This is a genomic window from Mesorhizobium loti (assembly GCA_014189435.1).
GTDB lineage: Bacteria > Pseudomonadota > Alphaproteobacteria > Rhizobiales > Rhizobiaceae > Mesorhizobium > Mesorhizobium loti_G.
Genome location: CP050293.1, coordinates 4833384 through 4849265, shown reverse-complemented (window position 1 = coordinate 4849265; position 15882 = coordinate 4833384). Strand labels below are relative to the sequence as shown.

The 15882-nt window shown below is 60.9% G+C and carries 13 protein-coding genes; all 13 read left to right on the top strand.

Annotation, left to right across the window (positions count from 1 at the left end; translation table 11 throughout):
* Window positions 1-3: 3 nt before the first annotated feature.
* The 13 genes from HB777_23335 to HB777_23275 all read left to right on the top strand — a co-directional run bounded on the left by HB777_23335 (window position 4) and on the right by HB777_23275 (window position 15418).
* Window positions 4-1050, top strand: a complete 1047-nt coding sequence (locus HB777_23335) for an ornithine cyclodeaminase (GenBank protein ID QND66565.1) — start codon at window positions 4-6, stop codon at window positions 1048-1050.
* A gap of 725 nt (window positions 1051-1775) precedes the next feature.
* The gene (locus HB777_23330; GenBank protein QND66564.1) at window positions 1776-3089 is read left to right on the top strand and encodes a cytosine permease; all 1314 of its coding nucleotides are present in this window, start codon (window positions 1776-1778) and stop codon (window positions 3087-3089) included.
* A 63-nt stretch (window positions 3090-3152) separates the two neighbouring features.
* Window positions 3153-4169 carry an alpha/beta fold hydrolase gene (locus tag HB777_23325; protein QND66563.1) on the top strand — a complete coding sequence of 339 codons (1017 nt, stop codon included), beginning with the start codon at window positions 3153-3155 and terminating at the stop codon, window positions 4167-4169.
* A 102-nt stretch (window positions 4170-4271) separates the two neighbouring features.
* A complete protein-coding gene (locus HB777_23320; protein QND66562.1) occupies window positions 4272-5459 on the top strand; it encodes a transporter substrate-binding domain-containing protein in 1188 nt (395 codons plus the stop codon).
* 43 nt (window positions 5460-5502) lie between these two features.
* The gene (locus HB777_23315; protein QND66561.1) at window positions 5503-6159 is read left to right on the top strand and encodes an ANTAR domain-containing protein; all 657 of its coding nucleotides are present in this window, start codon (window positions 5503-5505) and stop codon (window positions 6157-6159) included.
* Window positions 6160-6370: 211 nt separating this feature from the next.
* A complete protein-coding gene (locus HB777_23310) occupies window positions 6371-7618 on the top strand; it encodes an ABC transporter substrate-binding protein (GenBank protein QND66560.1) in 1248 nt (415 codons plus the stop codon).
* A gap of 59 nt (window positions 7619-7677) precedes the next feature.
* Window positions 7678-8547, top strand: coding sequence for an urea ABC transporter permease subunit UrtB (gene urtB / locus HB777_23305; GenBank protein QND66559.1), 870 nt, complete (start codon window positions 7678-7680; stop codon window positions 8545-8547).
* Between the two features lie 34 nt (window positions 8548-8581).
* Window positions 8582-9709 (top strand): urea ABC transporter permease subunit UrtC, encoded by a 1128-nt coding sequence (gene urtC, locus HB777_23300; GenBank protein ID QND66558.1) that lies wholly within the window; start codon window positions 8582-8584, stop codon window positions 9707-9709.
* Window positions 9706-10467 carry an urea ABC transporter ATP-binding protein UrtD gene (gene urtD / locus HB777_23295; GenBank protein QND66557.1) on the top strand — a complete coding sequence of 254 codons (762 nt, stop codon included), beginning with the start codon at window positions 9706-9708 and terminating at the stop codon, window positions 10465-10467. Before urtC ends, urtD begins: the two co-directional genes overlap by 4 nt.
* Window positions 10460-11155 (top strand): urea ABC transporter ATP-binding subunit UrtE, encoded by a 696-nt coding sequence (urtE, locus tag HB777_23290; protein ID QND66556.1) that lies wholly within the window; start codon window positions 10460-10462, stop codon window positions 11153-11155. The genes urtD and urtE overlap by 8 nt, the downstream gene beginning before the upstream one ends.
* Window positions 11156-11187: 32 nt before the next feature.
* The gene (locus HB777_23285; protein ID QND66555.1) at window positions 11188-12225 is read left to right on the top strand and encodes an aliphatic amidase; all 1038 of its coding nucleotides are present in this window, start codon (window positions 11188-11190) and stop codon (window positions 12223-12225) included.
* A gap of 89 nt (window positions 12226-12314) precedes the next feature.
* Complete coding sequence (locus HB777_23280) at window positions 12315-13157, top strand: CbbQ/NirQ/NorQ/GpvN family protein (GenBank protein QND66554.1); 843 nt, start codon at window positions 12315-12317, stop codon at window positions 13155-13157.
* Window positions 13158-13162: 5 nt separating this feature from the next.
* A complete protein-coding gene (locus HB777_23275) occupies window positions 13163-15418 on the top strand; it encodes a VWA domain-containing protein (GenBank protein ID QND66553.1) in 2256 nt (751 codons plus the stop codon).
* Window positions 15419-15882: the final 464 nt, after the last annotated feature.

Genomic DNA, 15882 nt, shown 5'->3' with positions numbered 1-15882 from the left:
TCGATGAACGCCAAGCTGAATATCGTTCCCTTCGTCAGCGTCGACCACATGATGAAGCTGGTGCTTGCCATCGGCGTCGATCGCTTCCTCATCGATCTCGCAGCCTATATCGAGGACGACTTCCGCCGCTGGGCACTGTTCGACAAGACGCCGCGCGTCGCCTCGCACAGCATCGACGGCGTGATCGAATTGATGCCGACGAGCGATGGTCGCCTCTATGGCTTCAAATACGTCAACGGTCATCCCAAGAACACGCGCGACGGCCGCCAGACCGTGACCGCTTTCGGCGTCCTGGCTGATGTCGGCAACGGCTATCCGATGCTGCTCTCCGAAATGACCATCCTGACCGCCTTACGCACGGCTGCTACTTCGGCGGTGGCCGCGAAATACCTTGCGCCGAAGTGTGCGGACAGCATGGCCATCATTGGCAATGGCGCCCAGTCGGAATTCCAGGCTCTCGCTTTCAAGGCGCTGCTCGGCGTCAATCGGCTGCGCCTCTACGACATCGATCCGGCGGCCACGCGCAAATGCGCGGATAATCTGGCGGGGCTGGGGTTCGACATCACGCCCTGTGCTTCCGCGCATGCCGCCGTAGAGGGAGTGCACATCGTCACCACGGTTACCGCCGACAAACAGTATGCGACGATCCTCACCGACAACATGGTGGGCAGCGGCGTCCACATCAACGCGGTCGGCGGCGACTGCCCGGGCAAGACGGAACTCCATCGTGACATCCTGCTGCGTTCGCGGATATTTGTCGAATACACTCCGCAGACACGCATCGAGGGTGAAATCCAGCAGCTCGATCCGGATCATCCCGTCGTCGAATTGTGGGAGGTGATGGCTGGAACGGCTGAGGGGCGCAGCAACAACCAGGACGTGACGCTGTTCGATTCCGTTGGCTTCGCCACGGAGGATTTCTCCGCTCTCCGCTACGTGCGCGACCAACTCGCCAATACCGGCCTTTACGAGGAGCTGGATCTCCTTGCCGATCCCGATGAGCCGCGCGACCTCTTTGGGATGCTTTTGCGCTCGGCAAAGCAAGACTGAAACTGCTGTGCCGAGCGCCGCGTCGGCCATACGATTTCTTTCGGCATTTCCGACAACAAGTTGAGGATGGTCGACAATAGCGGCGCGAACCGTCTGGGATTTTATCCGCAGGACTGTGCGAAGCCCTTCCGCGCGGTGGTCGAGGCAAGGGGAGCTCAGCCTCGGCGGACGGGGACTGGTGCAGACCAGCGTTCGCCGCCTTTGATCTGAACGGCAGCGTGCGCGTCGGCTGGCAATAGCGGCGCGACCGTCAGCCAGAAGCGGACAAAGAGGGCCAGCGTTTTGCTCGCAATGTCGACATCTCGCCGACTGGCCTTTCATAGCTCCCATGTGCCCGGCCCGCGCAATCCGATCCGGCCTTCAAAACATGATGACATAGCGTTTGACTCGAAACAGCCTTGCCTGTAGCCTTTAATTCGCCTGTTAAGCAGGCAGGTGGCAACGAGGCCACCGTTTCAGATCAAGGCAAAAGGGCCTCCCTTTGACTCCGTACCAGGAGCCATCGGGAGGCCTTTGTCGTTTGTGCGATACCGACCGAGAAGCCAAGGGGAACAGGCGCCGGTCGGCCTGGAAATGGGAGACACGCGGAAGAAGGCATCAGCCCGCCGCGATCCGTTTCTGAATTCATGGCCGATGGCACTTAACCGAGGAAGCGCGGGCACGGACAAGGGCGTCTCATCGCGACGACGGGCCTCCACGCAACGCGATTGACCCAGGAGGGTGCAATGACGAAAACCTCGGACATCGACAAGCTCGATGAAGTCGACCACGTCCTCGGCGAAGAATACGAGCACGAACCGGTTCCCATTTCTGCCAGACGCAGCAATTTTTCGGTGGCCACTGTCTGGATCGGGTTCCCGATGATCATCACTGGGGCCATGACTGGCTCCATCCTCGTGCTTGGCATGGGGTTCCGCAATGCCCTTTGGGCCATGGTGATCGGAAACCTCATCATGTTCGCTTATGTCGGTGCTCTCGGGGTGCTGGGAACACGGCGCGGCATGAACTTCGCGCTCCTGGCCTCCATCGTCTTTGGCAAAAAGGGGTATGCCTTGGCGTCCGGCCTGCTGTCGACGCTTCTGCTGGGGTGGTACGCGGTCCAGACGGGCATTACGGGCGCACTCATAAGCTCAGCCTACGGCCTCAACTACATTGCCATGACGATCTTGGCTGGGCTGCTCTACATAGGCATCACCTTCATAGGCGTGCGTGGCCTGCATCTCATCGGCCTGGTCTCCGTACCACTCTTTCTCGTGCTCGGCCTTTGGGTCGTGTTCGATGCCGCTTCAACGACGGGATGGGACGTCATCCTCGCTTATCCCGGCAACAACGGGACGGCGACCATGACAATGGGTATAGGCCTCACGGTGGTGATCGCTCTCTTCATCGATGCCGGCACCGTCAGCGCCGATTTCAACCGCTGGGCCAAGGACACGCGCAGCTCGATCATAGCGACCTTTTCGGCCTTCCCCTTCGCCAACCTCCTGGCGATGCTGGTCGGCGGCCTGATGACCGCGGCACTGGCTGTGCCAAATGCCAATCCGTTCGGTGCAGACAATATGTTCGGCTACATGAATGGCAAGCAGATCACCTGGCTGAGCCTGCTCGCTTTCGTTTTCCTTTACTGCAACCTCGGATCGGTATGCGCGCACTGCCTCTACAATTCGGCAACGGGCTGGTCGCGTATCCTGCGCACGCGCATGAGGGTCATGGCCGTGGTGCTCGGCCTGATCGGCATCGCAATTGCCGCTGGCAATGTCTGGGCCTTCTTCATCCAGTGGCTGTCGCTGCTGGGCGTCGTCGTGCCACCGATCGGCGCCATCATTCTGGTCGACCAGTATGTCTACCGCAAGAATGCCGAGATCGCCGACGACTGGCGGCCAACGGCGTTTATTGCTTGGGCGTTCGGATCGGCGGTTGCGCTGATTGTCGAATTCTACGCGCCGCACTTCTCGACCGCCATCAGCGCCATGCTCGCCGGTGGCATCGCCTACGCCATCATCGGGCGTCAGCCTCAGGCAGCACGGGCCGCGGCTTGACATTCAACGGCGCGGGGCCGGCCAAGCCGGTCCCGCCGCTCAATCAACCACAGGGGAACACATATGGCGGATTATGAAATTTTCGATCTCGGCAACTTTACATTCCAGCGCGGAGCGACGCTGCGCGGTGCTAAACTCGCCTACAAGACGTTCGGCAAGCTCAATGCCAAGAAGGACAATGTGATTGTCTATCCGACCTGGTATTCGGGCCAGCAGCAGGACAATGAATGGCTGATCGGGAAAGGCATGGCGCTCGATCCCGACAAGTATTTCATCATCATCCCGAACATGTTCGGCAACGGCCTTTCATCCTCGCCAAGCAATACGCCGGAGCCGTATAACGGACCGCGTTTTCCCAAGGTCACCATCTACGACAATGTGCGGGCACAGCACCGGCTTGTGACCGAGAAGTTCGGCATCAAGAAGATCAGGATGGTGGTCGGCTGGTCGATGGGCGGCGTGCAGTCCTTCCAATGGGGAGCGCTCTATCCCGACATGATCGACGTCATCGCCCCATTCTGCGGTTCAGCCAAATGTTCGCGGCACAATTTCGTCTTCCTCGAAGGCGTCAAGGCCGCGCTCACCGCCGACGGGACCTGGGCTGAAGGCTGGTATGAGACCCGTCCCACACGCGGCTTGCGTGCCGCAGGACGCGTCTATGCCGGTTGGGGTTTTTCGCAAGCGTTCTATCGCCAGGAATTGGACCTCAAGGATCTCGGTTTTTCAAACCTTGAGGACTTCCTGGTGGCGTTCTGGGAAGGTCACTTCCTAGCCCGCGACGCCAACAATCTGCTCGCCATGCTGTGGACGTGGCAGAACGGCGATATCTCCGACAACGAGATCTACAAAGGCGATTTCAAGAAGGCGCTCGGAGCCATCAAGCCGAAAGCCTATGTGATGCCGTGCCGTACCGACCTCTATTTCCCGCCGGAGGACAGCGAGATCGAGGTCGCCAGCATGCCGAACGCCAAGTTTGTGCCGATCGAATCGGTCTGGGGACACTTTGCCGGCGGCCCGGGCACGAGCCCGCATGACGTAAAGTTCCTGGACGGCAAGCTCAAGGAACTGCTGGCCAGTTGACCCTGGGGCAACTGCTGGTCAGTTGACCCGGTCAATTGCTCAGTTGACCACGGTCGTGGCCGACCGCAGGATGGTGGGCGGCCACGTTCCAACGACAAGAAAATGCAGTTGGGGAACTTTTGGGAGCGTATATTGACCGGATCAAGCAATACCTCCGAACCTTGGCGCGTCGGCGTCCTCTTTTCTCGTTCCGGCTTCATGGCCCTTATCGAGGAAACGCAATTGCGGGGCACGCTGACGGCGATCGAGGAGATAAACGACGCCGGCGGCGTGAACGGCAGACCGATCGAGCCGATCTGCTACGACCCGGCCTCCGAAGCGAGCGCTTTCGGGCGCTACGCCAAGAAACTGATGGTCGAGGACGGCGTCAGCACGATATTCGGCTGCTATACGTCGAGCAGCCGCAAGGCGGTTCTGCCGGTCGTCGAACGGCTCAACGGGCTGCTCTGGTACCCGACCCTCTATGAGGGTTTCGAATTCTCGCCCAACGTCATCTATACCGGCGCGACGCCCAACCAGAACAGCGTCGAACTGTGTCGCGTGCTGATGCAGACCTATGGCACACGCTTCTACTTCATTGGCTCGGACTATATCTATCCGCGTGAATCCAACCGCATCATGCGTGAGCTGATCCGCAACAGCGGCGGCAGCATCGTCGGCGAATCCTATGTCAGCATGGGCGCCAAGCGCGCCGAGTTCCTGCCGGTCATGCGCGATGTGAAACGCGTTCAGCCAGACGTGATCTTCTCAACCGTTGTCGGCGATGGGACCGTCTATCTCTACCAGGCCTATGCCGAACTCGGTATCAATCCCAAGGTCATGCCGATCGCCAGCCTCACCACGACGGAGGCCGAGATCCGCGCCATGGGGCACGATGTCGGCGAAGGCCACGTGACCGCCGCCCCCTACTTCCAAGGCATAGGCAATGAGCGCAACTCCGACTTCGTGCGCCGCTACAAGAAGCGTTATGGAGAGGACGAGCCGACCAACATGTGCCTGGAGGCGTCATATTTCCAGGTCAACGTCTTCGCCAAGACCCTTGAGCAGACTGGTTCGATGGACACTGAAATCCTGCGCGCCTCGGTGATGGGATCCGAATTCGAGGCGCCGCAAGGCGATGTGGTCATCAATTCGACCTGGGGCCATGCGGATCTGTGGACCCGCATCGGCCGCGCGAACCGGCAGGGCCAGTTCGACCTTGTCTATGAATCACCGAGTTGCGTCCTATCCGACCCCTATCTGCTTGGGTACGGGCGCAGTCTTCGCCAGCAAACTCTGGAACTAAGCTGACCGGCGGCAACGAGGGAGGACAATTGTGCAAGAGACCGTCGATATGAGAAATACAGGTCGCGACAAGGCCGGGCAAGCAGGGACAACGCGCCCGGACGCTGGAAGCTTTGCGCAAGGGTCCGCCTCTTCCGCGGCCAAATCCCTGTGGGATCTCAAGGTGGCCGTCATTGTCGAACGTGACGACGACGGCGAACGTCTGGTGCGCGAACTGCAAAGGCTGCGCTGTCAGATCCATCACGAATGGCCAATGCCGCCGCAAATACCGGTTCATTGCGACGTCGTCTTCTGCGCCTTGTCTCCCGACTTGCCGCAGCGGCTGCCCTGGATACCGGGCGAACCTGGTGCCGCCCTGATTGTCGTCGATCGCAGCGAGGGTCCGCTCGACCTGAAGCTGCTGCACAATTGCGCCGCCCATGGCGTGCTCCACTATCCGACGACGGCGCGAACGGTGCAGGCGGTGCTCTCCTTGGCGCGCAGCCATTTCCTGTATGAGCGACGCCTGCGCGGCCGCATCGACAAACTGGATGAGAGCCTGCGCACCATGCGCAGCGTTGAGCGGGCAAAATCGCTCCTGATGCGGGTGAAGAACATCACCGAAGAAGAGGCCTACAACCATCTGCGTCGGCAGGCGATGGAACGGCGCGTGACGATCGGTGCCGTGGCCAATGCCATCGTTGACTCCCACGATCTTCTCAGCTAGCCTTTTCAAATTGGCGGCAACGGTGCCGCCTACGAAATACGGGTAATGGAACCTCACGGCATTCGCGGAAGCGAGGCGTGGGGTTTTTTGTTGCGAACGACAGGGTTCGCGGGCGGCGGCGATGCCGCAGACATCAATGGCAACAGGGCCTCGAAACGATCTGCTTCGCGCAGCTCGCTTCGGGGCCTTTTCATTTTCAGGGGAGAAAAAAATGAACAAAGATCGTCGCAGTTTTCTGAAGGCCACCGCCGCGCTCGGCACCGTGTCCCTCGTTGGATTCCCGCATATCTGGAACAAGAATGCTTCGCTGGCGCGGGCCGCCGACGGCCAGATCAAGGTCGGCGTCCTCTTCTCGCTGACCGGCACCACGGCCATCATCGAGGAATCGCTGAACAAGGCGACGATCATGGCCATCGAGGAGATCAATGCGGCCGGCGGCATCAACGGCATGCAGATCGTACCCGTGGTCGAAGACCCGGCGTCCGACCCGGCCACCTTCGCCGAGAAAGCGCGCAAGCTGGTACTGTCCGACAAATGCGTTTCGGTGTTCGGCTCCTACACCTCGGCCAGCCGCAAGGCGGTGCTGCCGGTATTTGAAAAGCAGAACAATCTCTACTGGTACCCGACCCTTTATGAGGGGCGCGAATGCTCCAAGAATGTCATCTACACCGGGGCCGTGCCCAACCAGCAGCAGGATGACTTCGTGCCCTGGCTGGTCAAGAATTTTGGCAAGCGGTGGTACCTGATCGGCTCGAACTACATCTATCCCAAGGAAGAGAACAACTATTGCAAGAAACTGCTGGCCGAACTCGGCGCCGAGGTGGTGGCCGAGGAATACGTCCCGCTCGGCCATTCCGAATTCTCGTCCGTCATCAACAAGCTGAAGGCGGAGAAGCCGAATGTCATCTTCTCCACGGTTGTCGGCGATTCGGTGGTCGCACTGCACCGCCAGTACCATGCCGCCGGGCTCGATCCTGCAACCATGCCGATGGCCAGCCTGACCACGTCGGAGAACGAAGTCGCGGCAATGGGCGGCGAGGCGGCGGCCGGCCATTTCACCTCGGCACCCTACTTCATGGTCTGGGATTCGCCCGAGAACCATAAATTCGTCGATGCCTACAAGAAGCGCTGGGGCGCCGACAAGGTCACCCACTTCGTGTCCGAACCGTCCTACTTCCAGGTCCATCTGTTCAAGCAGGCGGTCGAGAAGCTCGCCAACAGCGACATCACGCCCAATGCCATCCGCGAGGCCGTCAAAGGCCAGGAGATGGTGGCGCCGCAAGGCAAGGTGCGCATCGAACCGGAGAACCTCCACACCTGGCTGTGGCCGAAAATCGGCCAGTGCCAGGCCGACGGTCAGTTCAAGATCCTCAAGCAGACGACCGACTGGCTGGAGCCGGTGCCCTACAAGGCCTACCCGAACCAGAAGTGCACGGCCGAAGGCCTCAAGCAGATCTGAGACCGCAAGAAGGGATGCGGCGCTGCCTCCAGCGCGGCATCCCTTTCGAAAGGTGTGCCATGGACATCATCGTATCACAGCTCATGACCGGCCTCAGCATCGCATCGATCCTGATGCTGGTCGCGCTTGGCCTTGCCATCATCTATGGCGTCACCGGCGTCATCAATCTGGCGCATGGCGAATTCGTCATGCTCGGAGCCTATGTCGCCTGGGCACTCCAGACCGAGTTCGGCATGGGCCTGCTTGCGAGCCTGGTGCCGATCTTCCTCATCATGGCCCTGGTGGGATGGCTGGTCGAAGTGCTGGTCATCAGCCGTCTCTACGATCGCCTGCTCGACACCATCCTGGCCACCTGGGGCATCGGCGTCATGGCACAACAAGCCGTCCGCCTGGTGGTCGGTGGCGAGCTTCGCTACGTGCAGATGCCGGAGTCGCTGTCAAAGAGCGTGACAATCCTGGGCGCAACGGACTCTGCCTACCGCCTGTTCATCCTGTTCGTTGCACTCGCTCTCTTTGGCCTGACATGGGTGATCTATCGCTACACGAATTTTGGATTGAAGCTCCGGGCGATCACCCAGAACCGCGCGATCGCCTCCAGCTTCGGCATCAATACGGCCCGCATTTATCGACTGACCTTCGCCTATGGAGCCGGAATGGCCGGCCTTGCCGGCGCGCTCGTCTCCCCACTTAAAAGCGTGTCACCGGAAATGGGCACCACCTATGTCGTCGATGCCTTCATGGTCGTCGTGCTCGGTGGCACGCAAAGCCTGATGGGGACGCTTGCGAGTTCAGGCATCCTCGGCGAGCTGTCCGGCTACCTGGCCTTCTACTCCAACGACACGATCGCCAAGGCCCTGGTCCTGGTCGCCATCGTCGCCCTCATCCGTTTCCGGCCACAGGGGCTCTTCACAGCCCGTGCGCGGACTTAGGCCACCCAAGAATTCAATCCAGGGAAACAGCAAAGTGTCCGGCAAGACGAAAACCGAGATCGCGATCTATGCAGTGGTGTGCCTGGCAATCCTCCTGGTACCGTTGTTTCTCGACGACGCCTTCCTGCTCAACAAATACGCCCGCTATCTCGTGCTCGGCATGCTGGCCATAGCGCTCAGCTTGTCTTGGGGCTATGCCGGCATCCTGAATCTCGGTCAGGCCACCACCTTCGGGCTCGGCTCCTATTGCATGGCGATGGCGCTGAAGCTGAAGACCATCCCGGTCCACACCGGTTCCGACGGCCTGCCCGACTTCATGGTCTGGAACAATGTCGCCGAGCTACCCTGGTTCTGGAAACCATTCTATTCCATGAGCTTCGGCGTTGCGGCCGGCATCCTGATACCGGTCCTGTTTGCCGCGCTGCTTGGCTGGTTCATGTTTCGCGGTCGGGTCACCGGCGTCTATGCCGCGATCACCACGCTCGCGGCGATGGTGGTGGTGCAGCTCCTCATCATTGACCAGCAGGCCTACACCGGTGGCTTCAATGGCATCACCGACCTCGCACAGTTCGACGTCGCCGGCTTTGCCTTCGATGCCTATGGCCCGGCGATCTATTATCTGGTCGCGATCTGTCTGACGGCCTCGTTGTTCGTCGCCCTCGCGATCACCAAGAGCAAGGCCGGCCTGATCGTCCAGGCGATACGCGACGAGGAAGATCGCGTGCGCTTCTTCGGTTACGACGTCGCGCTCTACAAGATCTTCATCTTCTCGGTTTCTGGCGCCATCGCTGGTCTTGCCGGCATGCTCTACACGATCGTGATGGAGTTCGCCTCGCCGACCTTCCTCGGTGTGCCGATCTCCCTCTCGGTCGTGATCTGGGTCGCCGTTGGTGGCCGCCAGAGCCTTCTCGGCGCCATGCTTGGCGCGCTGGTTGTGACTGGCATGCAAGGCGCGCTCTCGGAATCTGAGACTTTCCTCGACAGCTGGACGCTGATCATGGGGCTGCTCTTCGTGCTTGTCGTGCTGTTCCTGCCGAAGGGCATCGCCGGTGCCGTCGAGACCATCGCCGGACGTTTCGAGCGCCGGCGTGTTCTTGCCCGACGGCGGTCGAAGCGCGCCGACGCCGTCGGCACAGCCCGCCATCTGGAGAGCTTGCCATGAACACGGCCAGCCCACAGCTCGTCATCGACCAGGCAAGGGTTTCCTTCAGCGGATTTGTTGCCGTCTCCGACCTCACGCTGCGCGTTGGCCAGGGCGAACTGCGCTGTCTCATCGGGCCCAACGGCGCCGGCAAGACAACCGCGCTCGATCTGATCTGCGGCAAGACGCGGCTTGCTTCCGGCGCGGTGCGCTTCCAGGACAAGCCCATTCATCGCCTGAGCGAACACGCCATCGCCCGTGCCGGCATCGGCCGCAAGTTCCAGGTGCCGAGCGTCTTTCGTGACTTCAGCGTATGGGACAATTTGCATATCGGTCGCTCGGCGCGCCCTGGCGTGCTGTCGAACCTGTTCAGCTTCGGGCAGGGCGATGACAGAGCGGAGATCGAAAGGTTGGCGAAACTTGTCGGTCTCGAAGACGACCTCAAGACGCCGGCCGCGCATCTTTCTCATGGCCAGACCCAATGGCTCGAGATCGCGCTGATCCTCGCGCAAAATCCCCTGCTGATCCTGATGGACGAGCCGACTGCCGGCATGACCCAGCAGGAGACGAAGAAAACCGCGGAACTGTTCTGCGGTTTGCGCGGCAAACACACGCTGATCGTTGTCGAACACGACATGGGCTTCGTGCGTGACATCGCCCAGACCATCTCCGTCATGCACCAGGGCAAACTGCTTGCCGAAGGAACGATTGGCGAGATCGAAGCCGACCAGGCGGTGCGTGACGCCTATCTCGGCTCAGGAGGGATCGGCCATGCTTGAGCTTGCCAATGTCGACGGCTTCTACGGCCGTAGCCGCGCCCTTCAATCCGTATCGATGAATGTCGAGGCCGGCGATTTCTTCTCGGTGCTTGGCCGCAACGGCGTCGGCAAAACCACGCTCCTGCGCACCATCCTTGGGCTGATGAGCCGCACCACCGGTTCGATCCGGCTCGACGGCGAGGAACTGGTTGATCAGCCCACCCACAAGCGCGCGCTGGCCGGCGTCGGCTACGTGCCGCAGGGCCGTGGCATCCTGCCTGCCTTCACGGTGCGGGAGAACCTCATGGTCGGCACCTTTGCCGCCAAGGATGGCGGCGGCCGCATCGCCGAATGGGTGCTGGAACTCTTCCCCATCCTCAAGGAATTTCTCGGCCGGCGCGGCGGCAATCTTTCGGGCGGCCAGCAGCAGCAGCTCGCTATTGCGCGCGCGCTGCTGTCGCAGCCCAAGATCATGCTGCTCGACGAGCCGACCGAAGGCATCCAGCCCAACATCGTGGCGCAGATCGAAGACGTGTTGATCGACCTCAACCGCAAGCAGGGCCTGACGATCGTCCTTGTCGAACAGAACATCGCGTTCGCGCGGCGCGCGTCGCGACACTTCGCCATCCTCAACCGAGGCAGCGTGGCGGTCGGTGGTCCGATCGCCGAGCTCAGCGACGACATGATCCACCAGCATCTGGTTGTCTAGACGGACACCGGCAAACCCAGGAGGACTACGAAATGTATCACGGCGATATTTCGAGCAGCAACGACACGGTTGGCGTTGCCGTCGTCAACTACAAGATGCCCCGTCTGCATACGCGCGAGGAGGTGCTGGCCAACGCCGGCAACATTGCCAAGATGGTCGAAGGGATGAAGACCGGGCTGCCCGGCATGGATCTCGTCATCTTCCCCGAATATTCCACCCACGGCATCATGTACGACCAGAAGGAGATGTACGAGACCGCTTCGTCCATCCCTGGCGAGGAGACCCAGATCTTCGCGGAAGCCTGCAAGAAGGCCCGTGTCTGGGGCGTCTTCTCGATCACCGGCGAGCGACACGAGGAGCATCCCAACAAGGCGCCCTACAACACGCTGATCCTGATGAACGACAAGGGCGAGATCGTGCAGAAGTACCGCAAGATCATGCCTTGGGTGCCGATCGAGGGCTGGTATCCCGGCGACTGCACCTATGTCTCCGACGGTCCCAAGGGCATGAAGATCAGCCTCATCATCTGCGACGACGGCAACTATCCCGAAATATGGCGCGACTGCGCCATGCGAGGGGCGGAGCTGATCATTCGCTGCCAGGGCTACATGTATCCCGCCAAGGAACAGCAAATCCTGATTTCCAAATCGATGGCCTGGGCGAACAACGTCTACGTCGCCGTCGCCAACGCGGCCGGCTTCGATGGCGTCTATTCGTATTTTGGTCACTCGGCGATCATCGGCTTCGACGGGCGCACACTGGGCGAGTGCGGCACCGAAGAGAACGGCATCCAGTACGGGCAGTTGTCGACCTCGCTGCTGCGCGATGCGCGCAAGAACATGCAGTCGCAGAATCATATCTTCAAACTGCTGCATCGTGGCTACACCGGCCTCATAAACTCCGGCGACGACACGCGCGGGCACGCCGTATGTCCGTTCAATTTCTACAGGCAGTGGATCACCGATCCGGAAGGCACTCGCGAAAAGGTCGAGGCGCTGACGAGGCAGACTGTCGGCACGCCCGAAAGCCCGATTGAAGGCATTCCCAACAAGGTGGCAGCTCATCGCTGAGCGATGGCTCCTCCCAAGCGCCGCGGCATGCGAGGTGTCGCGGCGCACCTTTATCCGAGCCGCTCGGCACTGTGCATCTGGAGATTGAAATGGACCAAGGGACGGGATCCGCGGCAAAGCGCGCGGTGCAGGACGATGCGTTGAAAGATTTTCGCATCCCCGCCGAACCCTATTTCCGGCCCGTTGGCAACGAAGTGGCGCTTTTCGAGGCGGCCTTCGCGTCTCGCATGCCCGTGATGCTGAAAGGCCCGACAGGCTGCGGCAAGACACGCTTCGCCGAGCACATGGCATGGCGGCTTGGGCGCCCGCTCATCACGGTGTCCTGTCATGAGGACATGACGGCCTCCGACCTTGTCGGACGCTACCTGCTCGATGCGGACGGCACGGTCTGGCATGACGGGCCGCTGACTTTGGCCGTTCGCGCGGGCGCCATTTGTTATCTCGATGAGATCGTCGAAGCCCGCCAGGACACCACGGTCGTCATCCATTCGCTGACGGATGACCGCCGTATCCTCTCACTCGAAAAGAAAAACGAGGTGCTGAAGGCGCATCCCGACTTCCACCTCATCATCTCCTACAATCCCGGCTACCAAAGCGTGCTCAAGGATCTGAAGGAATCGACCAAGCAGCGTTTCGCTGCCATAGCCTTCTCCTATCCGGACGAAGCGATAGAAACGGAGATTGTCGCGACCGAGTCCGGTGTCGACCGAGAGCTGGCCCGGACGCTTGTGCGGATCGGTCATCGCGCGCGCAATCTCAAGGGACACGGCCTGGAGGAGGGCGCCTCCACCCGCATGCTCATCAACGCGGGTTTGCTCGCGCGCCGCGGCATTGCCATCGAACAGGCCTGCGAAGTCGCCCTGGTGCTGCCGATCACCGACGATCCCGATATGCGCGACGCGCTGAAGTCCGCTGTCGCTGCCTGTATCTGACCGTGATGACGGATCGAATGCAGGGGCCGGCGCGGCGCGACGCTGCCCATGAGGAGGCGCTGAGACTGCAGGTGCGCGATGCCTTTCCCGGCGACTTGCATCCGGCCTGGATACGCGCCTGTCGCCGCCTGACCGGCGCCGGCTACGGCGATGCCGTGACTGACGCCTACATCCGTTACTCGCCCGAAATATCCAGGCTTGTGTCGCCGCAGATGGCGATCGATGTGGCCGATCTCGTCTCCAGCCTGGCCATTCGATCTGGGCGAACAGCGGCGGCTCTGCTGCCTGAACAGGCAATCGCCGCCGCAAGGATACTGGGAGAAGGCCAGTTCCCGCGCTGGCTGCGCCTGATCGAATACAGCAGCGTGAGCGCACCGGAATCGGTGTCCTTGCTGCTTGGCCAGATGTCGCGATTGCTGGACCAGGCCGGCCTCGACGGGCTGGAATCATGGGTGCGCATCGGTATACGGACGGCTGAAGGCGATCCGCAGAGGCGGCAGCGCTTTTTCAGGCTGGAGGATTCCTCAGCCATTCGATGGTTGCAGCGGACCAGCGGCCAGATCGGCTTTGCCGACATGGAGCCGCGCCTGAGGCCATTCCTCACGGCTCTGTGGGGCGATACGCCGCCGTTGCGCGACACGCCAGCCAACGCCCCCGAGCAGGCACGGCGCAGGGCTGGGTTCGATGGCAATGTGGTGCGTTTGCCCTCATCCTTCCCTGGCTTTCAACCTGCCGACAGCGAGCAGCTCTACCGGGCTGCGGTGGCCCATATCGGCGCGCATCTGCGCTTTACCCGTGAGCGCTTTCCCGTTGGCGGCCTCAAGCCGGCACAGATCGCGCTGGTGTCGCTGATCGAAGATGCCCGTGTCGAACAACTGGCCATGAGCGAACTGCCAGGATTGGCACGGCTGTTCCTGCCATTTCACACGGCGCACCCTTCCACCGCCTTGACCGCACCAGCGCTTTTCGCCCGGCTTGCCCGCGCGCTCGTCGATGCATCTTATGAAGACCAGAATCCCTGGGTCACCAAAGGCCGCGACGCCTTCTTCGCTTCGAGACAAGATTGGCACGATCAGCAGTTCAGCCGCCGGATCGGCAATCTCCTCGGCAACGATCTCGGCCAGATGCGGGTTCAGTTCGATGCCAGGAATTATGTCGTGCAGCCGCCATATCGCGACGACAATCTTGGTCTTTGGGATTTCGGCGACGATGATCAGCAGCCTGAGGATGCCGAGCAGGTTCTGTCGACCGCGCGGATCCGCCAGGAGAAGAATGATGACCGTCCCGACCGCGTCGAATCCGAGAGTGGGTCGGATGGGGATGCAGGCTGGATCGAGGTGGAAGAGGTGCCTTTGGACGGTGTGCTGGTGGCACGCTATCCGGAATTCGATTGTGTGACCGGCCGCGAGCAGCCGGATTGGACTTCGGTCAAGGAATACCTGGCGAATGCCAGCCCTGATGCCGAGCGGATCATCCGGTTGCGCGAACAGCGTGCCGACTTAGCCAACCGGCTGACGGCGCTGATCCGCTCGGCTCGGGTCAGCCGCGCCGAGCGGCTGCGACGACAATCGGAAGGTGAGTTTCTCGATATCGATGCCTGTATCGACGCGGCGATCGCGCGTCGCATCGGCGAGCCACCGAGCCCACGCATCCACGGCAGCTATGAGCGCCGCAGCCGCGACCTTTCGGTATTGTTGCTGCTAGATGTTTCTCAATCCACCAGCGAACGCGTTCGAGATGGAAAGCAGACCGTGCTCGAAGTCGAATGTCAGGCCGCCGCTCTACTGTCACAGGCCATGTCCGGCCTCGGTGACCCCTTTGCCATCGCGGCATTCTGCTCGGATCGGCGTGAGGATGTGCGTTACGTCAGGATCAAGGATTTCAGCCAGCCATACGACGGCCTCGTTGAGGCCCGGCTGGCGGGCCTGCAAAGCAGCTTCTCGACCCGCCTCGGCGCAGCGATACGGCATGCCGGTGCCGACCTCGCTGGCCAGCGCAGCTACAGGCGCCTGCTTTTGGTCGTCACCGATGGCGAGCCATCAGACATCGACGTCGATGACCATCGCTATCTGGTTGAAGACGCACGCAAGGCGGTACAAAGCGCCAGTCGACAAGGCATCAATACGTTTTGTGTCGGCCTCGATTCCAGCGCCGAGGCTCCTCTCGACCGTATCTTCGGCCGCAAGAATGCTTTTAGCATCGCCACGGTCGAGCGGTTAACGGTGCTGCTGCCCAGACTCTATTTGATGCTTGGCAGATGACCATCCGGCGTCAATTGCCGTCGCGTTGGCCTGTTGGCCGTAATCATCGATCGTATCGTGAGGGAAATCCAGGTGCACTCCACCATGATTGCGCTCACAATCGGCGCCAAATTTGGGCTGCCTATTGTGATGCAAATCGAGCTGTGAAATAGAAAAAAGACAATAAAACAATATCTTGCACAAGATGTCGATCCCAGCCAACGGCACCATCAGATTTGATCATCGACACAGGTACGACCTCCGTCGAGGCGACATCCAGTTGCCAAATGTCGTATCGCACGTTTGTCGAGCCCATTCCGAAAGCGGAGCTTTCGGGGCCTTTTGGCGCGGGATGTTTCAATGGCAGTCGATTTCATTGCATTGGCGCGTAGATTCTCAAGGTCGACCTGGCCGTAGCTGCTATCAATCTCCTCAAGCGGCGCCGACATTTCACGGAAGCGGCCGGACCTAACTGCCAAGACAGG

Excerpts from the sequence above, each read along its gene's own strand:
- HB777_23335 (QND66565.1), top strand. The coding sequence starts at position 4 with ATGAACGCCAAGCTGAATATCGTTCCCTTCGTCAGCGTCGACCACATG.
- HB777_23275 (QND66553.1), top strand. The coding sequence starts at position 13,163 with ATGACGGATCGAATGCAGGGGCCGGCGCGGCGCGACGCTGCCCATGAG.
- HB777_23320 (QND66562.1), top strand. The coding sequence starts at position 4,272 with ATGCAGTTGGGGAACTTTTGGGAGCGTATATTGACCGGATCAAGCAAT.
- HB777_23310 (QND66560.1), top strand. The coding sequence starts at position 6,371 with ATGAACAAAGATCGTCGCAGTTTTCTGAAGGCCACCGCCGCGCTCGGC.
- urtB (QND66559.1), top strand. The coding sequence starts at position 7,678 with ATGGACATCATCGTATCACAGCTCATGACCGGCCTCAGCATCGCATCG.
- HB777_23325 (QND66563.1), top strand. The coding sequence starts at position 3,153 with ATGGCGGATTATGAAATTTTCGATCTCGGCAACTTTACATTCCAGCGC.
- HB777_23280 (QND66554.1), top strand. The coding sequence starts at position 12,315 with ATGGACCAAGGGACGGGATCCGCGGCAAAGCGCGCGGTGCAGGACGAT.
- HB777_23285 (QND66555.1), top strand. The coding sequence starts at position 11,188 with ATGTATCACGGCGATATTTCGAGCAGCAACGACACGGTTGGCGTTGCC.
- HB777_23330 (QND66564.1), top strand. The coding sequence starts at position 1,776 with ATGACGAAAACCTCGGACATCGACAAGCTCGATGAAGTCGACCACGTC.
- urtD (QND66557.1), top strand. The coding sequence starts at position 9,706 with ATGAACACGGCCAGCCCACAGCTCGTCATCGACCAGGCAAGGGTTTCC.
- urtE (QND66556.1), top strand. The coding sequence starts at position 10,460 with ATGCTTGAGCTTGCCAATGTCGACGGCTTCTACGGCCGTAGCCGCGCC.
- HB777_23315 (QND66561.1), top strand. The coding sequence starts at position 5,503 with ATGAGAAATACAGGTCGCGACAAGGCCGGGCAAGCAGGGACAACGCGC.